At 45.6% G+C, this 26,471-nt stretch carries 16 protein-coding genes; all 16 read right to left on the bottom strand.

The window, feature by feature from the left end; translation table 11 throughout:
• Positions 1 to 12 precede the first annotated feature (12 nt).
• The 16 genes from PQO01_RS09460 to PQO01_RS09385 all read right to left on the bottom strand — a co-directional run bounded on the left by PQO01_RS09460 (position 13) and on the right by PQO01_RS09385 (position 26,432).
• On the bottom strand, positions 13 to 915 hold the full coding sequence (locus tag PQO01_RS09460) for a DUF6807 domain-containing protein (protein WP_274313771.1): 903 nt from the start codon (positions 913 to 915) through the stop codon (positions 13 to 15).
• Positions 908 to 3,526, bottom strand: coding sequence for a c-type cytochrome (locus tag PQO01_RS09455; protein ID WP_274313770.1), 2,619 nt, complete (start codon positions 3,524 to 3,526; stop codon positions 908 to 910). The genes PQO01_RS09460 and PQO01_RS09455 overlap by 8 nt, the downstream gene beginning before the upstream one ends.
• A gap of 142 nt (positions 3,527 to 3,668) precedes the next feature.
• Positions 3,669 to 6,197 carry a glycosyl hydrolase family 95 catalytic domain-containing protein gene (locus PQO01_RS09450; protein ID WP_274313769.1) on the bottom strand — a complete coding sequence of 843 codons (2,529 nt, stop codon included), beginning with the start codon at positions 6,195 to 6,197 and terminating at the stop codon, positions 3,669 to 3,671.
• An 88-nt stretch (positions 6,198 to 6,285) separates the two neighbouring features.
• On the bottom strand, positions 6,286 to 6,645 hold the full coding sequence (locus tag PQO01_RS09445; RefSeq protein ID WP_274313768.1) for a hypothetical protein: 360 nt from the start codon (positions 6,643 to 6,645) through the stop codon (positions 6,286 to 6,288).
• A 542-nt stretch (positions 6,646 to 7,187) separates the two neighbouring features.
• Positions 7,188 to 9,449 (bottom strand): glycosyl hydrolase family 95 catalytic domain-containing protein, encoded by a 2,262-nt coding sequence (locus PQO01_RS09440; RefSeq protein WP_274313767.1) that lies wholly within the window; start codon positions 9,447 to 9,449, stop codon positions 7,188 to 7,190.
• 109 nt (positions 9,450 to 9,558) lie between these two features.
• Positions 9,559 to 11,025, bottom strand: coding sequence for a sulfatase (locus PQO01_RS09435; protein ID WP_274313766.1), 1,467 nt, complete (start codon positions 11,023 to 11,025; stop codon positions 9,559 to 9,561).
• A 189-nt stretch (positions 11,026 to 11,214) separates the two neighbouring features.
• A complete protein-coding gene (locus tag PQO01_RS09430) occupies positions 11,215 to 12,681 on the bottom strand; it encodes a sulfatase family protein (RefSeq protein WP_274313765.1) in 1,467 nt (488 codons plus the stop codon).
• Positions 12,682 to 12,983: 302 nt separating this feature from the next.
• On the bottom strand, positions 12,984 to 13,163 hold the full coding sequence (locus PQO01_RS09425; RefSeq protein WP_274313764.1) for a hypothetical protein: 180 nt from the start codon (positions 13,161 to 13,163) through the stop codon (positions 12,984 to 12,986).
• A gap of 154 nt (positions 13,164 to 13,317) precedes the next feature.
• Positions 13,318 to 14,196, bottom strand: a complete 879-nt coding sequence (locus PQO01_RS09420; RefSeq protein WP_274313763.1) for an alpha/beta hydrolase — start codon at positions 14,194 to 14,196, stop codon at positions 13,318 to 13,320.
• 465 nt (positions 14,197 to 14,661) lie between these two features.
• Positions 14,662 to 16,179 (bottom strand): sulfatase family protein, encoded by a 1,518-nt coding sequence (locus tag PQO01_RS09415; protein WP_337994443.1) that lies wholly within the window; start codon positions 16,177 to 16,179, stop codon positions 14,662 to 14,664.
• 334 nt (positions 16,180 to 16,513) lie between these two features.
• The gene (locus PQO01_RS09410) at positions 16,514 to 17,548 is read right to left on the bottom strand and encodes a serine hydrolase domain-containing protein (protein WP_274313762.1); all 1,035 of its coding nucleotides are present in this window, start codon (positions 17,546 to 17,548) and stop codon (positions 16,514 to 16,516) included.
• Positions 17,549 to 17,596: 48 nt separating this feature from the next.
• On the bottom strand, positions 17,597 to 20,011 hold the full coding sequence (locus tag PQO01_RS09405) for a glycoside hydrolase family 95 protein (protein ID WP_274313761.1): 2,415 nt from the start codon (positions 20,009 to 20,011) through the stop codon (positions 17,597 to 17,599).
• A 207-nt stretch (positions 20,012 to 20,218) separates the two neighbouring features.
• Entirely contained in the window at positions 20,219 to 20,413 is a 195-nt protein-coding gene (locus PQO01_RS09400) for a hypothetical protein (protein WP_274313760.1), read from the bottom strand.
• A gap of 92 nt (positions 20,414 to 20,505) precedes the next feature.
• Positions 20,506 to 22,143: a sulfatase family protein gene (locus PQO01_RS09395; protein WP_274313759.1), complete on the bottom strand. Its 1,638-nt coding sequence runs from the start codon at positions 22,141 to 22,143 to the stop codon at positions 20,506 to 20,508.
• A 1,265-nt stretch (positions 22,144 to 23,408) separates the two neighbouring features.
• Positions 23,409 to 25,040: a sulfatase family protein gene (locus tag PQO01_RS09390; RefSeq protein ID WP_274313758.1), complete on the bottom strand. Its 1,632-nt coding sequence runs from the start codon at positions 25,038 to 25,040 to the stop codon at positions 23,409 to 23,411.
• Positions 25,041 to 25,124: 84 nt separating this feature from the next.
• On the bottom strand, positions 25,125 to 26,432 hold the full coding sequence (locus PQO01_RS09385) for a discoidin domain-containing protein (protein WP_274313757.1): 1,308 nt from the start codon (positions 26,430 to 26,432) through the stop codon (positions 25,125 to 25,127).
• Between the last annotated feature and the right edge of the window lie 39 nt (positions 26,433 to 26,471).

The raw sequence follows: 26,471 nt of genomic DNA, 5'->3' as shown, positions 1-26,471 counted from the left end.
GCTTCTCTAGTATTAGTACTTACTAATAAAGTCTTTATAGATGATATCTAGCTGTTTTTTATTTAGTTTTTCGTCAAAAGTGACAAAGCGGTAAGTCGAGATATATGCCTGGCCTTTTTTAATTTCGAAGTCGCCAAGAATCATCGGTGCAAAGCAAACATAGGGTTTATTGGGGTGAACTCTTACCGCTTGCGGAGAACGAAAATTTGAAGGGTGACTCATGGCAGCGACGCCGCACATGGAGCCATCTATTTCACCTGACATGGCGATCCACTTGGGGCGTGAGTTGTTCGCTGCCTTGCGATTAAGGCCTTGATCAGTACTAATATTTACCTTGTTAACCCAGGCGTCAGTAGCGCGAATGCACATGCCGCCATAATGGTATTTGCTAATCTTTACAGGTGTTTGACTGATACAGTTTTGAGTCGACTTGAGATCGAAAATATTGAGCTCTTTGTGGGGGATAAGAGTTATCTCCCAGGTTTCATTGATAACGGGCGTTTCTTTTCCAGCACTCAGATCAATATGTCGAAGTTTAACCAGTATTTTATCCAAGCTTGCCGAGATCGTCTCCACATGTTCAATCCTCCCTTGCTTTTTAGGACTGTTCCAGAAATCCACTTTGCGCCCTTCAATAACGGCACTTGTCCAGGCGAACATTAAGGCATGCTGATGGGGGTGACTTTTAGGGAATTCTCCTGTGATTATTTTTCCGGACGGGCTGTAAAGTGGATGAATGTACCCACTGCGCCCATAAAAAGGTTTTTCAGGAAAGGGAGAACTTACATATTCGGCATTGTAAGTTAAAAGTGGCCGCTTGCCATCTTTCAATTGCAGCTTTCCTTGCTGGGAGTTTGCAGTACAGGCCAAGCTTAAAAAGCACAGTAATAACAGGTGTATATAGATTTTATTCATCTTTACTTTCCTTTTTGCCTATCGTTTTTAAGAACATAATGATCGAGTCAAGCTCGACATCAGTTAGCTTTCCGGCATAACTGCCCATAGCTACTTGATAAGCTTTAGCGATTTTTTTATTTGGTGCAATTAGGGATTCTTTAATGAAAGCTTCGTCAGCTTTTTGTGAAGGCGCTTTATTAAAGTGACGTTGCGAAGCGTAAAGGCCTTTGAATGTGGGACCAATTTTGCCAAGTTTAGAGCCATCCAGCGAGTGGCAGGCGATACAGGCATGCTTATTAAGCAGAGTCTTGCCTAAAGCTACGCTAGCTGTAAGTACTTGGCCCTTATCTTCTATAGCTTTTTCCAAGTTTAGTTTCTGAGTCATTGCATAAGCAAATTGTCCCTCAGCTAAGTCTTTAAAATTACTCACGGAAAAATAAACGGCATTCTTTTTTTCATCATTTTCCCCTTTAAGTTGATACTCTACAGCCATTTGCTCGACAAGTTCCATGCCCGGTATGGCAAGAAATACTGATCTACAGTCTTTGGAGGCAATGGCTTTAAGAGCTTTCAGGTGCTCTTCTCCGGGCTTGCAGTCAAGACGATAATGACCCGAGCCATACTTTTCAGAACGCCGGTAATTCCAGCGGCGAATGGTATAATTATCTAAGTTCTCCAATTCACTTTTTATGATTTTTGAATCAAAGCTTAAAAGTACGCCTTCTTTAAACACATCCACATGACTTGGGTTTGATGTGGGCTTACAACTATAACGCAGTCTCGTAAGTCCGGAAAGATCCTGTGACTGACTGCTGTATATTTTAAAACCAGTCACATACAATTGCCCGTCAATCGGATTGACAGCACCTTTTAAGAGCGGGAACTTGGAAATGCCCTGCAGAGGTGATATACCACCAAAACCATTGCCTTCATAAACCAAAAAGGAAGACATCTTACCATAGGAATGCAAGACCATTTTCTGGTTTAATACACCCATTTTTGACGTATTCATGTAAGTCATTCCGGAAGCCGAATTATCTATGTTGTGGGGTATCCATATCATGGGCTCCCGGGTTTTCTGGTTGCGATAGTTTGTGGGTGCATGTCCGTAGCTTGCTCCTTTCTCTACCGCGAGAATTGGCGTCGCGGGGACATAATGCCCCTGTTGGTCTGTCGCCAATAATTTCCCTGAACGCGGGTTATAGCCCAGGAAGGGTTCGCGAAAACCATCGGCAAAAACTTCACAGGAACGGCCCTTGTTAAAAATTCGCATGACTGAACCAGCCTGAACTGATTCGTAAAAATCCAGATTGGCAATCTTGCCGCCATAGTTTTGAATACCGCCTTTAGAAATAAAAATATCTCCATTATTAGCGAAGACTATATCCATGGCGAAATCCCTGGTGTTCATTGATTGTATGAAGGCCGTTGAATAATTTTCGTAAAAGTCCGCTTCGTCATCTTTGTTGGAGTCGTGTAAACGAGTGATTTGGTCGCGACCAAATACATAAATTTCTTCTTTGTAAATTTTGAGAGAAAGCGGAGCGTAAATTCCTGAGGCAAAGCGTTTCCAGGTGATAGTATTGAGGTCGCCTTGTAAACCGTTAATTAACCAGACATCACCATCGAAAGTAAGCGCTGCAGCACGGCCGTCCTTAAAAAAGTCTATGGCCGCCAAACGAATGGAACGGCGCCAGGGGTTTGACAATGGCAGTTTAATTTCATCGACGAGGTAGTCATCTTTGGCCGATGAAAGAATGGCTGTAGTGGTTAAGCTTTGCGGCCATCGTACTTGCGGTTTATGAGTCCCTACTAATGCCTGAGCTGCTTGTAAAGAAGCTTTCAAAGCAGAGCTGTCTCTACTGAAACGAACTTCAAAACTGCTATTGGCTGTTAGCAAAACCTGCCCAGCTTTGTTCACTTCAAGATCTGCATTGTCGGCATGGACAGTGATGGTGCCTTTAGCGTCTTTAAGTTTGAGCGTATTGCTGGATTTCGATAATAGTTTTAAACCTTTTTTCTGGAATAAAACAAAGGAAATCGGTTTAATTGCTTTGAATTGTAGTTTTCGTGAATAAACAGATTTTTTTATTAAAATTATTTGTTCCTGAATATCGACTCCGGCGATTGAGTAGGACAAGACAGTTTCCTTACCTGTGAGTCTTATACCCTTCCAGCTGCATTGTTCCAAGGGCAGGGGGCCAAGGGGCTTTTTACGAGGATCTTTGAAAGTTTTGTTTAAAGAAAAACCCGGATAAACGCCCGTGGCAAAATCCAAAGTACCCTTGATTTTAGGAAAAGATTTACTTTTACTACCAGTCCCTGGATAAGAAACCTGTGCCATGGTATTCATCTCAAAATCACCCCCATGCCAAATCGCTGAAACACGCAAAAGATCACGATCAAAGCAGGCCCAGGTGCCTTCAGCGAGTTGAATGAAAACACCACGCGGGGTGTAATTGTTCTGGGGAAAACCTACAGGTGCTTTCCCAAGATCAAGTGCAGAGTTGATAAAAGGAAAATCCTTTTCGATAAACCCCTGATATAAAGATTTTTTGACAAAGGTCTTTGGCTCTTTAGCAAGAGGCGCTACAGAGAGCGAAATTATTAACAATAGAAAATACTTCATAATAAGCTTACTTTTTTATATACTTTCCTAGATAGATATACCATGTATTTCCACACTAGCACCTTCTTGTAATCCTTCGTCAAATAGAAAGGCCTTTGCTGTAGGTTTGTCCTCGATGTTCATCTATGTAGTTATAAAATTATCACTTCTCTTCTAAGTGATAATTGGCATCTGGCTCAGTCTCGAAAATGACATCCCGTCCTTCAAGGGCAAATGGCACAGCTTCTCCTTTGTGCGAAATAGTGGGCGTACCCGGTTGATTCCACCGCAGTCGACATGTGTTACCGCGGAGGCTGTAAATCGTGGCTCGAATTTTCGTCCCTGGAGCGCGTTCGGCAGACACAAGAAAAGCTCCTCGGGCTCTGAGATCATGGAAAGCAGCAGCCTTGTCTTCGGGCCAATAAGGGAAGAGACGCAGAATGCCGCTTTGACTCTGAAGAAGCATCTCTGATACACCGAGAATCTGCATGTATTGATTTTCCACAAGACGCCACTGATCAAGACGGGGAAGCAGGACTGACTGACCGCTACTTGCGCGCCATGGACTGAATTGCCCGGCGGGATATTGATGGGCGAGCATCAGGCTGCGGATATCATCGAATTTATCCATCATTCCCAATCGAATAAAAGGCATAACGGTTGCTTCGCCGTGAAAGGTTCCGAGTACAGTTGTGTGAGGCCTTAAGTCGAGCAGGTCCACGTCAGCTACAAGGTCGCGAAGAACTGCTGCCAAGCCACCTTCTTCATCACCATCAATATAGTCACCTGGGAAGACGGGCCAAGCCTGACAGCCCCAGCGAGAATGCCGCAGGTGTTCCAGGTATTCTTCGAAGTTGGGCCAAGCCTTTTCCCAGTCTTTGCAGATAGCGTACCAGGCCTGACCGTTTCGCCAGCCATATTCGATCTCGGGAACACGCTTGAGGTAGCGCGACCAACGCTCGCGTTGGGCAGAGTCGGCTCCGAGGATTTCAGCGGCTGCGATCGCATCTTTGAAAGCTTTACGAAACATCATCAGGTCAACGGAATTGTTTTTATTGCCTAAAAAGTTCTTTCCCCAACTTTGATTTCTCTTTGTGCTCCAGAGGTCTTCAAGCCTAAGCGAGGGGTATATGGCCAGATCTTCGCCCTGGTATTTTTCGAGGTATGCCGCATAGAAATTGGCCGTTTCACGCAAGAAAGGATAGGCCCGGGTTTTCAACCAGTCGGTGTCACCGGTAAAACTGTAGTGATCGAACAGCATGCTTGCCAGCCAACCCGTATGACTGAGAGCCCGCCCCACAACCGGTTGACTTGTGGCGCGTTCGGGGATGGGGCGGGGCCTCCCGGAGAGATCCACATAAACTCCTTCCAGACCAAAGATCGTTTTGGCTAAATGTTTAAAGGTCGGTGTTTGCTCTTCAATTAAATCAGCAAGTACATCGTACCACTCAGGGTGATTGGCGGACAAAGCAGGAAAAAACCATTTTTGAACATTGTGATTCCATGTATACTTACCCTTATAGGGGGAGCGGTCTGAAATTGGAATATTCGCATTTAAACCAGGGGCCTGAGCTCCGGGGCTGAGGTGGCAGGCATAGGAGAAAAGACCACGATACCAGAGCGCTTCGAGTTCTTGGTCCTCAATGCTGATCGCCGAAGCATCCCAAAAAGATTTCCAGGCTGCGGTGTGGGCAGCCAGTTCCTGTTCAAATCGATCAACTCCCGCATTACCAGCCAGTTTACGGGCGCGGTCTAACGCTGGCGTGGAGCCGTCTGTGTCAGTAGTTACACCTAACGCAAAGTTAATTGAAGTTCCGTCGCGCAGTGCAAAGTTCTGTCTCAGCGACCAAGCGACTCGCTGAATTTTACTCAAAAAGGAGCCTTCACTAAGGACTTCTTTGTCGCGGGAAACTGATGCAAGCTGATTTTTGCCAGGAAAAGATGCAGCCATATGCCAGGTGAAGGGGGCTGTTTCATACAGACCCGGGACCGTCTGTGAAAGTGTACCACGAAAGAGTTTAGAGTCATTTTTCACCTGAAGTGGCGGCAGGTCGCCATTATTTATATCAGGCTCCCGTTCAAGGATTATAGTGAACCAGGGGACTTGTCCTTCCGCAGAGGCACGCAGCATGACGAGGTTCTTTTCGCGATGGATAAACGCGGTGAAACGCAAGATACCGCTGGGGAAATGGTATTCTGTCTCAAAGGTTCCCGTGTCGATCCTGACTTTCGAGTGAACCTTAACCTCCGACCACCCAGGATGAACGATACGAATTGTCCCGACCCGAAGTGGTGAAAGAAATACAGGGCCGCCTTTTTTCTTTTGCTTGTTCAAGAGCTTATCTGATACGGCACCATGTTTTTTTACATAGGCAATCAGTTCATCCTGCGTCACTGCCAGGTCCACTGTTTTATCAGGACTGCTATAACGTGTATCCCAGACATCGTTCTTGCCGAGATTCAATTTGAGCTCATTGGAAAAGATTTGCACGCTGGCTGCCAGATCGCCATTACCAAATACCAGGCCTTCTGAGGGATTGGTCAAAAGGCCTTCATGGATCAAAGGGTGTTCGACTGCTCTACTCAAGGTGACTTTGTCGGATGCACCCTCAGCTTGCTGATGTGCCTGATTTGCGCAGCCAATAAATACCTGTAAGAACAAGACTACAATTATGAATTTAGTAATTCTCATTTTATCTGCGCCGCAGGTAAAAAATAACTAAATAAAATTGATGTGAGTATTATGTATTTCATGTATTTTCCTTCTCATTCCTATCAGCCTATTCAATTAGAAAGTGATTGCTATTATCAATTGCCTGAATGTATATTATGTTGACGCCTTTTTTATTGTCGCTGTCTAAACATTTGAAATCATATTCTATGCGTAAATCGCCTTTAAACTCTTTCTTAGTCCAGAGAACGGCAAAGCCTTTTGAAGTGTCGATTTGCAGAGCTTCTTTTGAATTACTCACTTTGGCATGAATACCGTCAAGAAACCACTTCTCTTTCCACTCTGTTCCGCTCATTTTATCAGAAAAAACTTCCTGCCAGTTTTTAGCTTTCATAGAAGAAAAATCATCTTTTGTTTCAGCCTGAATAATACTTAAAAAAGATAAAAGTATCAAAAAAACATTCTTCATATATCATATCCCTGTATAGTTTGCATGCTATTATATAGTAAACACGGAGAGCTGAACTTATTTCTTTACAGGTCTGCGGGCTTTTTTTGTTCAGAGATCGTTTTTGGTGTGACTTCTTTATTATCCGCTTTCAACATTTCTATTATGTCATCTTCTGTATAATCTAGCATATTCCTTGCTAGTTTTTTGGGATCACTTACAGATTCTATGGAAAGTACGACTCCGTCTTTGAGGATGATTTTTAATGACCTTTCCCTAAGTTCACCTGTTACGGTAGTAAGTTCATTATTTTTACTAACTTTAATATTTTTATTTACGATTGACCATTACAAGGGGCAAAGCCCCTTAGTCGCCTGGTCAAGGAATGGCAATTCCTTGCTAGGGGAGCTCGAGGGGGAGGATCCCCTCTCGTATGCGAAGCATCATGCCCTCTATTATACCTAATCGAGTTTTTATTTGGAAAAAAAACTTGTAGTGTCACCTTTCCAGATTCGCAGTTTAAGTATCTTCATAAGATAAACTGCAAATCTGAAAATAAAGCGCTATCTGAAAATCAGTTTGCCGCCCTTTTTGATACCAAAGGGGTTCGCCTCTTTATTGGCAATGGGCTTGATGCTAAATTCTCTTTCTGCACCTGTGTAGAGCACAGTTTCCTGTCCCTCTTCGAGGTGTACTTCACAATAGCCATGGGCCAAGGGGCTGATTTTCACTCCATTGGTGGCTTTAAATGTTTCACCGATATTTACTTTGATAAGGCATTTTTTACCCTTAAGGCTTTTGATGCGTACCCATTGATTACGGCCATTTTGACGCTGAGCACTGATGAGGAATGCTCCCGCGGCTCTAAAGTTGTGGAAAGAGGCATCCTGCCATTTATCCGGTACGGCCGGGAAGACGAGGATTTTGCCGTGGCGGCATTGCAGTAACATCTCCTGCAGTACCTGACTGCCGTGCAGTGGAGTCTCCATAACCGGACCGCCGACTTCTTTGTACATGGTTCCCGCCTGTAAATATCCTTTGAGGCCATTGAGCAGTTCGAGACTGCGATTACCGTCACCCAGCAGTGCTGCAATGGAACCGCCACCGGTGAAAGAATAACCCTCGAGAGCTCCCTTAAAACTGTGCCAGTGATCAAGGGATTTGGCGATGAGTTTGCTGTCGCCACTTTCCGGAGTGACATCGTGGAAAGGGTAGACACAGATCATGTGTGACCAGTGACGGTGACTCTTTTTGAAAGGCTCGTTTTTGCCGATTTTAAAACCATCATTACCGATAACATATGGCGTCAGTTTGTCGAGAATGTTTTGCCATTCCTTCAGCAGCGGATCGTTGAGTTTTTGCTGTCTGTTAATTTCAATTAGTGTTTTACAGCCCCAGCGGATCATCGCCAGGTCGAAGTTGCAATCGGCGCTGTTGCCGTACTCCGGAGAGTGGGTTTCCGGCAGGTGTAATTTACCATCTTTACCAGTGAAGAGAAAATGGCGGTAGTAGTTTATAGAGCGCTTGAGTAAAGGATATACCAATTCGGTGAGATCTTTTTCATTTTGGCTGTGCAGGTAAAAGTTGTACAATATGTGGCACATCCACGGTAGATTACCAACTTCAGAACCAATATCTCGCGGCATCTGAGCTCTGTTGCCGGGTTCTCCAGCCAGACCTAAGAGAGTAGGGGAGGTGTGACGGGAAAGAGCGGCAGAGTCGTGTTGGTATTTTTTATCGACGCTCAATATGAGGTTATTAAAGTTTTTACGAAAATGATTATTGAGGCATTCGCCCAGTTCGAGGCGATTGGCTGTTGCCACTTGAGAATAACTGAGCTGAACGTTGAGGTTCCACCAGATGGAGTTCCAGGCGGTGGGCTGCAGCCAGGGGCCCTGATTGTCGATGATATCCCTGTCAGCACGTGTGGCCGACGCCAGCTTGTACATTTGAATCCAGTAGAAGCTTTCCCAGTTGCTGTCCGGTAGAGTGATAAAACTCTGAGGATAATAACTATGCCACCAATCACGGTGCTGCTGAGTCCATTCACTTAAATTGCTGTTGCTGCATTTTTCCAGTTCGGCAATAGCCAGTTCAGTGGAGTTGGACTGTGGGTAATTGTGCTGAATAGTGATGTAGAAACGCCGTGTATTCTCAGACTTTTCCTGCTTCCAGGCGGTGGTGGTTTTACCGCCGGCCAGAAGCTTATGTTCGCAGTAGTTGATGTCGCCCTGCTGAGCGGACACGGGGTCGGGGTTATGCTTGTAGCTTTTTATGCGCTTTTTCAAAACGCGCGGGCTGATGGCCTTTTCGGGGACAAAGTTGAAAGTGCAGCCTTTTTCCCCGGCGGAAGGTGTGAGCTCAACTAGGTAGCACATGTCCTCGGCATGTACGAATGTACGCCAGGCAATGGAGCCTTTATCGGTGGTGATGGTACCGCGTGCTTCGGCATTGTAGAGGTCGAGGTGAATATTGCCGGATTTGATGGTGCCGCTGGTTTTGAGTATGAAGTGACCGATGAAGAGGCGACCGCGATTGAGAACTTCCGGGCTGCGCACACTTTTGTTGTCATTCTGTCTGTGGTCGACAACTTCGGAGCTTCCGGCATCCCAGCGGACTGTCTGTGCTCCTGTCTGTCGGATCAAAGTGCCGAGGCGGCCATTACCCAGAACGGGGGCTTCGTACCACTTCCTGGGCATTTGTTCCCAGACGGGGTCTTGATTGGCGAGGAACTTCTGCCAATTAATATCAGCTTTTAGCGGACTTGCCGTTGTGCTGAAGGAAAGCAAGGCGGTCATTAAAGAAATAAGAAGTAATCGTATCATATTGATCCTATGTTGTTTATTAAGCTATATAAACATAAACCTGAATATCAGTCAAATTGGAAAGACTCGAGTAATGATTTTGAGGATTTCACTTCACATAAGCCTTAAGTTATTCTGGGATTTCTGCACCCTTTTTTATTTCTTCACCTTCCCAGTGAAGAATGCCATTTTCATAGGTCAGGAGCCGATGAGAACTTCCTTCGACTGGCTTACGGTTAATCTTTGGAATCCATTTAAGGTGTTCTTTGATTACTGGTGCATATTCGGGCAGTTTGGCCAGGTTTGTAAATTCATTGGGGTCTTTTTGCATATTGTAGAGTTCTCTTGAGCCATCTGCATATTGAATAAAACGCCATTGCTTTGTGCGAATACTATGGTTGTCGTGATTGTGAGTAGTTATAGCCGGACGCTCTCTTTCGGTAGAAGGATTGTTGATTTGGGCCATTAAACTTAAACCTTCCAAAGCGGATGGTTTATTAAGTCCTGCAGCTTCAGCTAAAGTCGGATAAATATCCAGGAGCTCAACGGGCTCTTGGCATTCTCCTTTATTAATACCGGGACCAGCAAAAATTAAAGGGACTCGAGTTGACTGTTCCCAAAGTGTATTCTTCCCGGTAATCTCTTTCTCGCCCAAGTGATAACCGTGATCTGAGAAAAGTACGACAATGGTGTTTTCTAAATAACCATTTTTCTTAAGAGCATTTAAAACTCGGCCAACTTGATGATCCATATAACTGACGCTGCCAAGATAAGCTTGAACAATTTTATGTTGTTCATTGCTCTCTATAAGGAATTTCTGTCTTGGTTCAGGCAGTTTCCAATGAAGGTACCAACTGAACCTTGGCGTATCTTCACGGTCATTTTTAATCATTGCCGGCAATTGAACCTGATCTAGCGGGTATAAATCCAGCCACTTCTGAGTTACGCGTAAAGGTACATGCGGAAGTGAAAAGCCAACACTCATAAAGAATGGCCCTTTCGGTTTACTGTTGAGTGTCTTGATCGCCCAGTCGGCAGTCTTCCAATCCTTATGGTCTGAATCTTTATAGGGATATAAACCCCAGTCCATGCCATTGCCCCCACGGGGAGTCTTAACGTGCTTTGTTTTGGCGCGCAAAGCTTTTTTAGCTTTACCTACATGGTCAAACTCATCTTTTATAGAGACTTTGGCATGATAGATCTTACCAATGGTATAAGTGGTATATTCGGCTTTAGAAAAATATTGCGGTAGAGTGACATAGTCTTTTAATTCTTTCACATTCCTAAACCAGGGGCGCAAACCATAGACTCCGCTTGAAGAAGGCCTGAGCCCGGTCATGAAGCTGGTTCTTGAAGGGTTGCAAAGTGGCGTCTGACAATGCGCATTAGTGAAATTCATGCCGCGTGCTGCTAAGGAGTCAATTGCCGGGGTTTTCACCTGAGGATGGCCTTTAAGTGGGCCAATCCAGTCGTTTAGATCGTCTATAACCAGCATTAAGACATTCGGCTTTGTCTCTGCTGCGAAACCAAGAGATAGGCAAAATGGGATGAAGCAGATATAAAGACTTAACAGTGGTTTTAAAATACTCTTTTTCATAGTTCTCATTTCTTCTTTATTATTTCTTAGCCATTTTAGTCAGTAATTTAAATCCATCTCCTCCTCAGAGTTTTAACAGCCTAGGTCTGACCCCTTATAGGAAATAGGAAAAGGCAGGACTTGGCAAAGGTCTTTAAAGTATTTTTAGTTTGTTGCTGAGGGTTTTTCTTGAACATAAATTTCCTTCAATTATTTTTGAGATTTCTTGACTTCAGCCTGCCATTTTTGCAGGTCTTTTAATAAGTCTTGTTTTATTTCAGGGTACCCAGAACTAAGATCTTTACTTTCTCCCGGATCTTCTTCCAAATCGTATAAGAAGGTGCCTTTCAGAAATTCAACTTTTTGGATGCCAGGCCTGCCGGAGTTTGGATCTCTCTCATTGATTAAGAGCTTCCATTTCCCTTTGCGGATTGCCTTTTGGTAAGGTGTATCCCAATAGAGGGCACGACGCTCAGTATCTAACTGTTCTCCGTTAAACATGGGGCTTAAGTTGATGCCATCGACATTCTTTGGAATTTCACTACCAGTCATGGCACAAATCGTTGGATGCAGGTCTAAAGCGCTAACCATTGCATGGGATACTCTATTAGCTGTCTTGATATCAGGATGTGAAATAATCATTGGAACACGCAGGCCACCTTCAAAACTAGTACGCTTGCCACCTTTCAATACCCCATTATTGGCATATAAGGGGAGACAACCACCATTATCTCCAATAAAAATAATAATGGTTTTGTCGGCAATTTTAAGGGTCTCCAATTCATCTAAAAGCAAGCCGATTTCACGATCCAAATAATAGAGATGACCAAGATAATATTGACGGCCTTGTGGATGATTCGGGAAATCAAATTCTTCACGCCATTTAAATTTATCTTTGTTAGTATTTTTAAAATCAGGGATTGGTTTTAGATTTTTTTCCTTTAGGTAGGACTTGGGTAGTTGGTTGATGTAATGATGAACCGCATTAAATGAGAGAAAAAGGTGGAAGGGCTCATCCTTATGCTTACGCACAAAATCCCGGCCTTGTTCACCAAAGAGCTCAGTCGTAAAACCTTCCACATCTACATGCTTGTCCTGAACATACATGGGACCGGCACGGTAAATCTTTTTTTCACTAGCCTTGTTGTGTATTAAATAGTGCTTAGTGCCACCCGAAAAACCATAAAAGCTATCGTAACCATGATTGAGTGGAAACCCTCTATGCTTGGGTTGATCACTACGGCCGTGATGAAATTTCCCCACATAGCCCGTCTTATAAGCATTTTCTTTTAGAGATTCACCTATGGTGTTAAACTTGGGGTCATGAAGTCCCTTGCCTTGATACCAGTACATCCCCTGACGTTGCTGGTAAGCACCTGTTGCTATGCCAATTCTCGAAGCATTGCATATGGGAGATGTCGCATAGGCATTAGTAAAGCGAATCCCCTTTTTGGCAATGCGATCAATATTGGGGGTCTGCACATCATCAGCCAAGCCTGTGCAGGATAAATCCGCGTAGCCCAAATCATCGGCCATGATCACAATGACATTGAGCTTATCTGTTTCTGCCGCAAAAATACTGCATGTTAGGAATAATAAGATGGCGATTATTTTTGTCATCTGTGCCTTTTTAAAACCTTTTGCTTTAATCATTAATGTGAAAGTGTTCTTTTTCATAATTATCCTAAATTCAGATATGTTTGTGTTGTTTAATGTCTTAGTTAAGCTATGGCAGGAATGTGCCTGCTATTGGTATTTATAATAACTGTAGTCATTAGACACGGAGACCTAAAGTGAGTTCTTTACAGTTGGGCAGATTTTAATAGTGCTTACCCGATGTTCGAAGTCGATCGCGAAAAGAATCTTGGTTGGAAAGTCCGACGCGACAAAGAAAAGGGCATCGATTTGCCAAGGGCCATTAATTTGGCAAGTGCTGATTTCAATCGGTATTCAAACTGCGGAGTCAGCAAATACGCACGCTAAAGAGACTGTGTAAAAAACACTTTTTCAGGTGCAGAGCACCGATAGACAATAGCGTGAGGTGCAGCCACACGTACGGGATAACAGGTTTTATCCGCCCGTATGGCAATACCTCGCGGATGTGAGTCCGGCATAGAGTGTCGGACCCAAGTTTGGTCCTGGCTTAATTCCGAACCCATTTTCATGCCCCTCACGGGGCAGGCTACATTTTAGCGGACTCACAGGTGAGCCTTGACAATATAGATATTTCTTTATTTTTCACTATTGGCTAAGGCTAAGAATCACCGGCAAGAAATGCTATTTCTTGTCAGGTGCATTCTCTGCTTCGGCTCCTTATTCAATAATCTTGATGTCTCTCAACCATTGCAGATAAAGATCTGGCCAGGTGGAAAGCGGGTGATGTTTCGAGTTAAGATTGATACCGTGACCGCCTTTCTTAAAAAAGTGGGTGCGAACGGAGGCGCCGGCTTCTTCCAGAGCCTTGGCGTAAACTTCACTACCTATAAAAAAGCCGTCGTCTTTGCATGTTATAATTATAGTGGGGCTGAGTTTATCGGTAACCGTAAACTCCTTAGCTAGTGCCTTCCCCTTGTTCAAGTAGGCCGGGCAAAGCAAGACCGTGAAGTTCGGTTTACAGCTGGCTCCGTCCAGCTCATCGACGGCCTTATAGCTTGGAGTATCATAACCGGTACTGACCCAGGCCGAGAGGTGCCCGCCCGCAGAGGTACCCATGACTCCTATCCGCTCTGGGTCGATGTTCCACTCAGCAGCTCGCGAGCGGACAATCCGGACCGCTCGCTGAATATCCTGATAGGCACGATTGCGATGCTTGGGAATTCGGTAATGCAGGACAAAGGCGGAGATTCCGTGATCATTGTACCATTTGGCGATCTGGTACCTCCCCGCGTTGCTACCAATATGCATGTAGCCTCCTCCCGGGCTTACAATGACCACGGGGCGAGGCTTCTTCCCGGCAGGAGCTGGGAAGAAGCGCAAGTAAGGTTGAGTGATATCAGTGAGACGGAGGGAGCCTTTTCGACCCGGCTTCATCGTTCCCATGCCTTTGGGATCCGGACTCGCGACATCTTTGGGCCAGAGCATAATAAGTTTGCCTGGCTGCTCGTCGTTCGCATTCGCAATGAGTGCGGTGCTCCAAAAAGCAATACCGCATAAAATAAGGCCCATGAGGCGGTTTGTGTTTGATGTTTTCATATGTTTATTTCCAGTTCCTTCTTTATGTCGAACGCCAAGAACCACCGGCAAGAAATACTATTTCTTGTTAGGTGGATTCTCTGCTTCGTTTTTGTTTTTATTATAGAGAATCGTTGCCCCGCTGCCATCGATGGTCAAATCGTTAACATTTTTTTAACTTTTTTTTCATCATTAATATCCTTATCTTAAAATTTCGAAATTATACATATCGCTTTCCACCTTATCAGCATTAAATCAATTCACATATTTCTGTGGAATATCAGTATTGAGAACCTGAGATGTGTATAATCACGGAGACCTGAACTTATTTCTTTACAGTTGGGCAGATTTTAATTGATAATTAAGAATGATTTAGGCATTGCTACGTAGGCAACAATGTACTACTAATTAAGACCTAAGGTCAGAACCTACGATACGCGCCAGCTATTCGCTCGACCGTCTACTTCGGCGGTCGATAAACTGTTTTTAGTAAGTGCTTTTTATCTCCTTCTTTAGAGGGAAATTTTTCTTAATCCAGTCAGCATATTCTGCCTCGGGAAATACCTCCAGCACTCCGGCGCTATTGTAGCCACCCATTTTGCGTCCTCCTCCTGAACACCAGACGGGGTAGTGCTTGAAGATATCACCATCGTCGCTTGCTCGCGGATCACCAGTGAGCTTCATATGCTCGCTGAGGGCTGCACTGAGCTTTTGTTTAGTTTCGTAGAAGCGAGGGTCTGCGGCTAGGTTCTTCACTTGGTGAGGGTCGGCCTTGATGTCATACAGCTCTTCTTCCGGGCGAATTCCGAAGCATAAATTGTAATGCTGTTTGGCTGTTTCATCTGTTGCCATCTGTTTCTGCATGATGTCTACAATCGGACCTGCTTGTGTCGGTTTCCAGCCTGTGTGCCCGTCGCGAGGGTAGTTGCGAATATAGAGGAATTCAGCTGTGCGGATGGCACGACACGACATGTAACCGAGCCACCAGGTATAAGGTCCTGTTGTGGGATGCGCTTCGAGGCCTAGGTGCGCTCGGTCACGTTTTGCTTCGATTGTCCCGCTCTTTGGGGATTCGAGAATAGTCATCAGGCTCTTACCCGTCATTTGAGTTGGTACATTTACGTCACCGGCTTCAAGAAAGGTGGGGGCAAAATCGGTAAAACTGATGAAATCATTGACGACTCGGCCGGGCTTGATTCGCGCCGGCCAGCGGATAATTAGTGGTACTCGGGTGCCGAGGTCGTAGAGACTCCCTTTACCCCGAGGCCAAGGCATGCCATGATCAGAGGTAATGATCAGGATGGTGTTATCAGCCACACCTGCTTTGTCGAGTTGCTGTATCACCTTGCCGACCTCAGTATCGAAGGCTTCTACTTCCTGGTAATATCCAGCATAGTCCTTGCGCACAGCCGGTGTATCCGGGATATAGGGCGGAAGTGTGATTGCGTCTAGGGAGCGGCCATCCGGTTGATAATTGAATTCTCGATGACCCAATATTGTTCCCCACCAGAAACAGAAGGGTCGCTTGCTATCTTGCTTGAGGACAGCAGCTAGACTGGACCTTCTTCCCGTTGGAGGCGAAGTCCTACCGCCTGGTGACAGCGCGCCTGGTCCCCATCCTTTGCCACTATAGGCCAGGTCGTAGCCTGCCTTGTTCAACAGATCAACATAGGTCGTGATGTCTTCATGCAATGTTCCACCGAAAAGTGCAGCATCCCGTAAACGCCAAATTTCCTGGCCTGTTAGCAGTACCGACCTTGCTGGATGGCAGACCGGCGAGCCGCAGAAAGCGTTGTTGAACCTTAGCCCTTGTCGCGCCATGGTATCTATATTGGGCGTTTTGGCGAAGGTATTGCCGTATGTCGCCCAGTCTTTCATGGGCATGTCGTCAGCAATCATCAAAATGATGTTCGGACGTTCTTTCTCTACTGCCAAGCCGATCAAGGGGAAGAGGCCTAGGCAGAGACAAGTAAGTACGGCTGAGAGCGTGAGTGTGTGTTTCATTTTGTGTGTATCTGTTTCAATTTAGCGTTGGGATTATCAAGGGTACTTGTACCCTTGGTCGGGTTTTGGGGAGGAGCCCCATATTTAAATGCCTTCGGCGAGCGGGGAGCCCACCTAATGGTAGGGAACTTAAGCAGATATAAGGTTAAAATTAAGCGCGGGCGCGCAGCGACTAGCGTTGGGATTATCAAGGGTACTTGTACCCTTGGTCGGGTTTTGGGGCGGAGCCCCATATGTAAATGCCTTCGGCGAGCGGGGAGCCCCCGCGGGCCAATTAAAAATCTTGTACACAAGCTTGAAACCCCTTAAGTTCTCTACCATTACCCCCCCATCATTATTTATTAGCTAAAAATGCTGGAACTATGGTGTCCTGCAGCAGGGCTAAAAGCTTTCTTTTATCGGCCTTTTCCGCAGTAAATACGACGACCATATCAAATTCAGGAATCACGTAGATCATTTGACCACCGGCGCCAAAGGCCGTCTTCACTTCATAGGTTTTTCCTTTGACTTTGATCCGATTGACCCACCAGAAGTAACCGTATGATTCATTCTTATTGACTACCGCATGCGCAGTAGTGGCCTCGTCGATATAGGATTTATTTAAAAGCTGCTTGCCGTTCCAGACTCCTCCGTTCAGTGTCAGCAGTCCGAGCTTGAGTAGATCGCGCGAGCGCAGCTCCATATTATCAATCGGATTGGTTAAGCCATTCCCAAAGGTCCTGAATTTATGTTTTTTGATACCCATCGGCTTAAAGAAATGCTTCGCTGCCATTTCCTCAATCGTCTTGCCGGTGGCATTGTAAAGAACATGGCTTATGATTATCGGATCGGAGTAGGAATAGCTAAATCTGCGTTCTCCCGTCACCAGCTTTTCAGTCCAGTTCTCAAGAATCCAGGGAATAAGCTCATCTTTTTTGAGCCCCTTTGGCTGTTTATTATTCTTACTGCCACGAAGCCCGGCGCTCATCGAAAGACAATCTTTTATGGTTATCCTTTCCACACCTGGAAGTAATTTACTCGCATCCACTTCAGGCAGGTATTTGAGAATAGGATCGTTAACGCTTTTTATTTTACCCTGTTCAATAGCCTTGCCGACGACATAGGAAGTCATACTCTTGGTGTGGGATCTTGTTGGATGAAGTTTATCTTTATTCGCATCTCCGAAATACTCCTCAATGAGCAAAGTATCTCCCTTGGCAATGAGGAGACTGCAGACTTTACCGAACTCCTCATCTTTCAGTTTTACGACTAATTGGCTAAGAGCCTTTTTGTCGCACTTTACCGAGTTTAAATTCGCCACTTTGAGACCATCGTCAGCCCAAATTCCCAGGGCCATTACAAAGCTCAAGAGTATAAATTGTTTGATCATCTATTTCTCCTTAGTGACGGATTCATTGACTCTTATCTTATTTCTTTCCTAGCGTTTCTTTTTGATAAGATGCTCATCGAAAACGGTGCTTTTACCCGCTGGAATCGACAGTTTAATAGTCTTTTCGCCGTAACGAACTGTACAGGGGTGGCCCAATTTAGAGTGCAGGGTGGCCGAGGTGAGTTTTCCGTTTTGCCACTTCAGGTCCAATTCAAATCCACCTCTTGCACAAAGCCCTTTGACGGAGCCATTTGGCCATGCTTTGGGCAAGGCGGGGAGCAGGTCGATTTGTCCTGCGTGTGATTGCAGGAGCATTTCCGCAATTCCAGCGGCGCCACCAAAGTTGCCGTCGATTTGGAAAGGAGGATGTCCATCAAAGAGATTGTTGTAGGTAGATTCCTTAAGTAGTAAGCTAATGTTTTCATGGGCCTTTTCCGCATCCATAAACCGTGCCCAGAAGTTGATAATCCAGGCCCGGCTCCAACCGGTATGACCCCCTCCGCCTGCGAGTCGGTGGTCGATAGTTTTTCGTGCAGCAGCCACCATTTCAGGATTGTCGTAGAAATTATATTGGTTACCAGGATGCAGACCATATAGGTGGGAGATGTGACGGTGACCAGGTTCCTCTTCCTCAAGTTCTTCGGCCCATTCCATCAGGCGACCATCCGAAGCGATCTTTGGCAGGGCCAGCTGATCGAGGGACTTTTTAACAGAACGGGTGAAATCATCTTCTATACCTAGCAATTGCGCCGCTTCCAGTGTATTGCTGAATACCTCCCAAATAATTTGTTGATCCATGCTCGGACCCATGGTTAGGTTGCAGAGTGTCTTTGTCCCCGGGGCAAAAAACCTGTTCTCCGGGGAGGTGCTGGGGCCGGAAACCAGTTTCTTAGTTTTTGGATCTTCCACCAGCCAATCCAGAAAGAATAGCGAGGCTTCTTTTAGAATGGGGAAAGCGCGGTTCTTTAAGAATTTTTTATCTCCGGTGAAGCGGTAATGTTCCATGAAGTGCTGCGTACACCAGGCACCACCGACGACGAACTGACCGTACTGCACCTTCCCATAAGGAACAGTACCATGCCAAACATCGGACGTGTGACCCGCAAAGAATCCTCCGCAACCGTATAAGTCCTTGGCGGTCTTTTGCCCTGAGGGTACCAATCGTTCAAGATAGCCCATGAAAGGCAGGTGACATTCGGAAAGGTTGGCCGGTTCGGCGAGCCAGTAATTCATCTGGAGATTGATGTTGATATGATAATCACTGTTCCAGGCTGCTTTAAGGTCCTTACACCAAAGGCCCTGGAGGTTGGCCGGCAAGTTGCCTGGTCTTGACGAGCAGATCAAGAGGTATCTGCCGTAATGGAAATATAGTGCTTCCAAAGCTGGGTCACTTTCACCCTTCTTATAGCGTTCCAGTTGTTCCAGAGTTGACCAGGGTTTAGGTTCTCCGAGGTTTAACTCAACCCTGCGGAACATTTCCTGATGTGCTTCGATGGAGTCAGATTTCAGTCTTTTGTAGCCTTTCTTCTTTGCAGCAGCAATACTACTTTCACAGAGCGCCACCAAATCATGGCTTAAGGGATTCGCCGTGTCATCGCGATTGTAGTCCGTTTTCGCAGCAATTAAGATGAGCACGGAGTCAGCACCCGAAACCGTAAATCCGCCCATTTTCGCACGGGTCGTTCCACCTTGAGCAATAAGCTTGTAGACCGTAGCGAATTTCACCCCCAGGTGTTTATCTTTTTGTGAGGCTTGACCAGTAGCAATGAAAGTATCGTTTCCTTTATTTCGGGTATTAAAATAACCTTGGCGCTCAACATGGGTCGAAAAGGAAATGGATCCAGCTTTATCGGCTGCAATGCGGATAGAGATAATGTCATCAACCGGGCTTGCACTGACTTCGCGGGTATAATTAACTCCGTCGATGGTGTAACGAGTCGTCGCAATCGCGGTATCAAGATCCAAGGACCTGCGGTAGGCAGTTACCTTTTTTATGGGACCAAAGTCAAATCGAAGTTGCCCCATCGTTTGATAGCTCCGAGGAGAAATGCGCTTCGCCATGGTCGCCTGTTGTTTACTCTGCGCTTCCTCGTATTTCCCGTCAAAGAGGAGTTGTCGAACCTCATCAATCGTGCTACTTACATTCTCTTTCACCTTCGGGATGGGCGGCCCGGCCCAAATGGAATCTTCGTTGAGCTGAATCAATTCTTTAGCAACCCCGCCATAAATCATGGCGCCGAGACGCCCATTGCCCACGGGCAAGGCTTCTTCCCAGTAAGTTGCCGGTGAATTATACCACAAAGATAAGGGCTGGGCAGGTGCTTGATTCAGAGGCTGCACATGAGCCGCTTCCGTGTAGTCAAACTTACTTGCTTTGACCTTGGGCAGAGCAGCGTCCGCAGGACTTGTCAAAAAAACTGCGGTGATGGCGAGTATATATTTCTTGATGGTATTTTGATTCATTTTGTGTAATGTTTCTCCACTTTCAATTATCTTTTAATATTAGTAGTATAATTTTTTTGATCAGGGTGAAATCTCTATCCTGATTTCATGAGTTTTAGTTTATTCATTCGGTAAGGGCAGGGGGCTTTTTACCTTTCCAGTCTGGGTTCTGTTAACTTTTGTGAATCCCCCCCCTTAACAAAAAATCAGCGGATGACAGATACGCCTCTACTTTTTCTTATCCTTATTCCTCGGCTTTTTCTTCTTTCTTATTTTTACCATCTCCACGTTTGGATGCGCCGGTTCGGCGCGCTTATTGCTGTGCTGGATCGCGTGATCACCTGTACCCGAACTGATCCATGTTCCTTCCTCGCGGGAAGTGCGCTTTTGAACAGCTTGTCCTTTACGACGTCCCCAGGGCATTCTCTATCTCATGACCCTTATGATTACATTGTCCTGCCAAGTTGGCGGGCAGGAGAATGCGCCGAAAAAGAAAGACGATCCACCCACGGGGATTACTTTTTGCCTTTTTTGCTTTTAGCTTTAGCTTTAGCTTCGGCTTTGCTTTTTGCGGTTTTCCAGATGTCCACCTCAGCATCATTGCTTAATTGAGCACCAGGGTTGCTGCGACCGCTTTGCACCTGCGTCTCTAGTAGAGCGATAAGGCTTTTAGTGATTTCAGGATGCGCGTCTTGCACATTTTTTACTTCTCCTGGATCGTTGGAAAGGTTGTAAAGTTGAATTTCAGGTCGGCTGTCTTTCTGCGCTTGCGAATTTTCTGATGCCGGCGCAACTCTTTTGTCGGGTATTAGCAGCAACTTCCAATCCCCTTGCCGGATGGCGAATTTCCCCTTGAATGAATGATTAATAATATCTTTTCGCGACCCCTTCGCATCTGGGGTTTCGCCCCTAAGATGCGGCAGAAAGCTGATTGAGTCCGGCACTTGCGACGGCAGGGGTTTACCAATAATGTCAGCGCAGGTGGCAAAAAAATCGGTAAGTCCAACGATGCTATCACAACTACTGCCCGGCGCAACTCCTTTGTCCCAACGCACAATAAAGGGTACGCGGTGACCGCCCTCAAATAAGTCGGTTTTATGGCCGCGATAAATATCACTTGGGTAATGTGCGTCCGGATCAATGGGTTGCCCGTCTCCATTTTGGAAAATAATTTTCGTTTTAGACTTATTCGAGTTTCTCTGTGCAGTAGTACTGCAACCATTGTCAGCGGAGTAGACGATCATGGTATTTTCCAGAACGCCGTTACGCTCAAGTGCCGCCACGACCTGCCCCACCGACCAATCGGTTTCCATCACAAAATCACCAAAAAGACCGACCTCACTCTTGCCGATAAATTCGGACGAAGGAACAATTGGGGTATGCGGGCTATTCAAGGGCATATAGATAAAGAAGGGTTTCTTGTTCTTGACCGCCTGGTCGATATATTCAACGGTTTTTTCAGTTGTCTTCGCCAGCACCTCATCCGCTTTAAAATCGGGATGTGCTGGGCCAGGGCGTCCATCTCCTTTTTTAATTACCGAGCCCGTGCCGACAAAGTGGTTATTTTCAATCCAGACGTAAGGCGACATATCCAAGGAGGCGCTAATCCCAAAAAAATAATCAAAGCCCACATCAACCGGGCCGCCCTTAATCTCGGCCGACCAGTCTAAATCTATGTCAACATTTTCACCTTTTCTCCACTTAGCCTCCAGGGCATTATATTCTGTTCTTTTATTGCCAACAGTTGAGTCAAGATTCAGACCTATATGCCATTTCCCGATGCAGGCCGTTTGATACCCATTTTCTTTAAGGAAGCTGGCAACGGTGGGTACGTCGGGTTTAATCAAGGCTTTCTTATAGCCATTCAGGACACCGCCTTGCTTCTCTGTGCGCCAGCAGTAACGCCCGGTGATCAAGCCATACCGGCTGGGGGTGCAGACGGCGGAGGAGGTGTGCGCGTCGAGAAACATCATGCCCTTGGCGGCGAGTTGGTCGGCGTGAGGCGTATCGATTTTGCATCGATCGCCCCCATAAGCCTTGATGTCGCCGAGTCCCATATCGTCAGCGAGAATAAAAACAATATTTGGTCTTGTGTCTGCCCAAAGCAGCCCTCCAATTGAAAACAAAACTACAATAAATAAACTTTTTTTCATTATTAATATCCTTATCTTAAAAATTCGAAATTATACATATAGTCTGCCACCTTATCAGCTTTCAATAGCGTTAAATATCGCTGTGGAATATCAGTGTTTAGAAACTTAGATATGAATATTCACGGAGACCTGAAGTGAGTTCTTTACAGCTAAGTAAACTTTTTTTGATTATAAAAATATCTACTGTCATCAGGAAATTCGCAAACGGTATCTGCTTGTGAATGCTTTGTGGAATTTATTAAACCAGCAAAGAGCATAAAAATTGCGGAGTTTGCAATCATTAGAATAACATTATTTCGCTAGGACCTTCGGCCCTGGAGTTGTTCTTGATTTTCGTTTCGTAGGGCTTTGCCCCACGCTGGAATAGATCGGGCTTCCAGCCCTATTACTTTGGCAATGAATTAGATTTACTTTTGAATTCTGAAGGAATGCCTTAATCAAGCCTAGCTCGTGAGAGACTGTGTGAAAAATAAAGAAATATCTATATTGTCAGGGCTCACCTGTGAGTCCGCTAGAACGTAGCATGCTCCGTCAGGGGCATGAAAATGTGTTCGAAATTAAGCCAGGGCCCAAACTTGGGTCCGACACTCTATGTCGGACTCACATCCGCGAGGTATTGCCATACGGGCGGATAAAACCTGTTATCCCGTACGTGTGGCTGCACCACACGCTATTGTCTATCGGTGCGCTGCACCTGAAAAACAAATATAATTTGATTTAGGGCTGAAAGCCCGTCCGATTATAGCATGCACCGATAGGTGCATGATTGTATTGAAAGAGGAAGTTGAAGGGCTGTAAGTCCGACACATTCAATACCTTGTGTCGGTGCGTTGCACCTTAGATACATTTTTTTTCATACGTGTGGCTGCACCACACGCTATTTTCTATCGGTGCACTGCACCTAAAAGAGTGTTTTTCACACAGCCTCTCACGCCATTGGGCTTTATTAATCCATGCTTTCAGCATTATTAGCTAATACTTTTTTACTCTATATTATTGCTAGATTAATAGGTCTATCGACTCAATCGATAAGAGAATTATTGTAAGTAGATGAACTTTACTATCACTAAGGGCTGTAAGTCCGATCGATGATAGCATGCAGCGTCAGGTGCATGATTTAGCGAGCCCCCGGTATGAGGGCCGAAGGTCCGACCGAGTTCAAAGTCGATATCAATTCTTCTGTGTTGATCTGTTCGATCTGTGCTTGAATTGATTTCTACAAAAAGCCTCATTGCGGAGTCCGCAATAATGCTATTAGCTTTTAATTATTTACTTTTACGTTTGTACTTATCGACCCAGTTAGGCGTCAAACTCGTTTTTACATCATTTTTCTGGTTCGCACCCGGGGTCGAACGCCCGTTATCGATATACTTCTGTCCAATCTCAGTCAGGTTCTTCACCACTTCCGGGTACTTGCCGTAAAGGTTGTTCAATTCCGCCGGATCCGCCTCCAAATCAAAAAGCTGCAGCCATTCATTTTCCTGAAGCTTAGCAGGGTCGGTACTGGTTCTACCCTTAACTATTCTCTTAGATGGAGGTGCCGGGTTACTCCAACCGCCTGAATCAGGTCCAAAAATCAGCTTCCATTTACCTTTTCTGATAGCAAAATAACTATTGTAAGAGTGGTGCACGAGGGCCTCATGAATCGGTCCTGTTGCCGTGCCAAGCATTACTGGAAGAGTGCTCACCGAGTCCTCCGCGGCGGTATCTGGGATTTTTGCACCCACGATATCAGCACAAGTCGCATAGAGGTCAACCAGGCAAATAGGCTCATCTGACACGCTTCCTGCCTTCACTTTAGCATCCCAACGGACAATGTACGGAACCCGGTGACCACCTTCATAAATATCCGCCTTATGGCCGCGATAGATATCGCTCGGGTAATGGGCGTCGGGATTCTCTTCAAGCGCTTTATCCATCTGAAACTGGATTTTTGTCTTGTCTTTAAGCCCGATTGTCGCGGCCGGGCTGCATCCGTTGTCGGCAGTTACAATAATCAGCGTGTTATCCGCAATCCCTGCCTGTTCAAGGGCTTTCACCACCTCTCCCACCGACCAGTCGGTTTCCATCACAAGATCGCCATACGGTCCGACCTTACTTTTACCCTTGAATTGAGCTGAAGTAACAAGTGGCGTATGAGGGCTGGTCAGCGCCATATAGAGAAAGAACGGCTGCTCCGATTTAGCCTGCTCTTGTATCCAGGCAACAGATTTTCTGGTTATTTTAGGTAATACGTCTCTAAAATCAAAGCTTTCACCCTGCGGTCCCGGACGGCACATATCATTCGGTTTAGTTCCCGGCTCGGTAAAGCGATTGTTCTCTATCCAGACGTAAGGAGGCATATCCAGCGATCCATTAATTCCATAGTAATACTCAAAGCCCACATCGTATGGTCCTCCGGTGATTGTCCCATTCCAGTCAATATTCGAATCAACTGTCCCTTTTTTATTGTCTGCCATTCCGCGTGGTGGTTTTCCGTCAGTGGTCGGCAAATTCATTCCAATATGCCACTTACCAACCATTCCGGTGGCGTATCCATTCTGCTTTAACATCGAAGCAACCGTTTCCCGTCCCGGCTTGATCTTTGCTGCCTTGTAGCCATTCACAACTCCGTTGGATCCACGAAAATTATAGCGGCCCGTCATCACGCTGTAGCGGCTTGGTGTACACACCGATGAGGAGGTGTGGGCATCGGTAAACTTCATTCCCTTGGCAGCCAGTTGATCCATGTGCGGTGTGTCGATCTTACAACGGTCTCCGCCATAGGTTTTCACATCCCCCAGGCCCCAGTCGTCGGCCAAGATATAGATAATATTCGGTTTCGATTGTTCTGCTGCCTGCGCCTGTGCTCCGCAGACTAAGCCCATAACTGCAGCTATTTTTAATAATGCTCTCATTTGTATCTCCTTTGATTTACTGCTTAGAATTTTGATTTACTGATATATAGATCAAGTATTTAATGGTTTTAGTTTTTTCAAATTCTATTGTTCTGCTCCTGATTTGAGTTTTTCAATAAGATAATCTGTTGTAGTTTTGTATTTTATGTCAGTAGCGTCAGGGTACACGAGGTCACATTTGATACCAGTATTTTCACAGTGCTCCTTTAACTTTACTCCGAAATTTGCGGAGTGGGTCGGATCGCTTTGGTTTTTGCCAACAGCCGGACTTTTGCCGTACGATAAATAGACAGGAGGATCATCGGTACTCACCAACGCATAGGGCGAGTATTCGGCAATCCAGGGCAAAATGCTTTCGCGCTCAGCAATGAACTCTTCAAAATTCTTTTTCCCAAACGCATGCCCGCCGTATTTGATGTTCGGTATCCACTCCCTCATTTGCTGTGGATCAAGCGAGGTTTGCGGTCCCCTAACAGCTACGCAATACAATCGTGTAGATTCACGTGCAATGGGATCATCACTATCCGGCTTGGCAAGATCATCGTGATAAGCCAGCCACAAACTAGAACAGGCACCGGCTGAACCTCCGGCTGCTCCAATGAGTTGTTTATCTATATTCCATTCTTTTGCTTTACTTCTCACAAACTGCAGGGCACGGGCAGCATCATGCAGGGGCACCTTGACCGGCGGCTTGACACCTTTGGTATGCCTCATCAATCGGTAGTTAATAGCAACGAGCGAGATACCCGCCTTTAACAGGGGAGTAACATCGGCAAAACGATGAACCCTGTCCTTGTCGCCGCCTCCCCAGCCTCCACCATGAATAACAAAAACCAAGGGTGTGGGTTTGTCTGAGGGAGCTTTCCAGAAATCAATGGTATGACGTTCGTGCTTGCCATAGGGGACATTGGACAATGTAGGTTTGGGCAAGGGCAGCTGTTTGACCTGGATGTCGGAAACCTGAACCTTTCCGCTTTTGAAACGGAGTTCCAGACTTCGGGCCTTGACCGGATCAAAATTAAGGACTAAGGGCTGGTCTGCTTTGCAGGTTCCATGGGGAATTGTCCCCCCAGGTAAACCCAAAAGTTCCACGTTAAACGCCTCGCTTTCGGAGTTTCCAGTCACTTCTACGCTAGTGACCAGAATGTGATTGTCATACTTCAAGATGAGCGACTGTGGGCGGGATTGGCTCGGAGTATCTTTGGGGATCCAATATGTTTTTTTATCACCATCAACCGCCAAAGTTGCATCATGATTTTCTTCGGAGGTGGATGCTTTGATTTGAAATGGTGTGGTTTTCTCCTTTTTGGCTTCAGCTGCAAAAACAGTTGAAGTGAAAGAAAATAAAATGAAAAAACAGCTGATCATAAATGGGAAATATTTTTTATTCATCGTTTAGTCCTTAACCTTCAGTGAAGGTTTGTTCCTTCA

Origin of the sequence: Lentisphaera marina, assembly GCF_028745505.1 — a bacterium.
Taxonomy (GTDB): Bacteria; Verrucomicrobiota; Lentisphaeria; order Lentisphaerales; family Lentisphaeraceae; genus Lentisphaera; species Lentisphaera marina.
The sequence above is the reverse complement of the archived record's forward strand: the minus strand, read 5'-3'. Positions and strand labels throughout refer to the sequence as shown.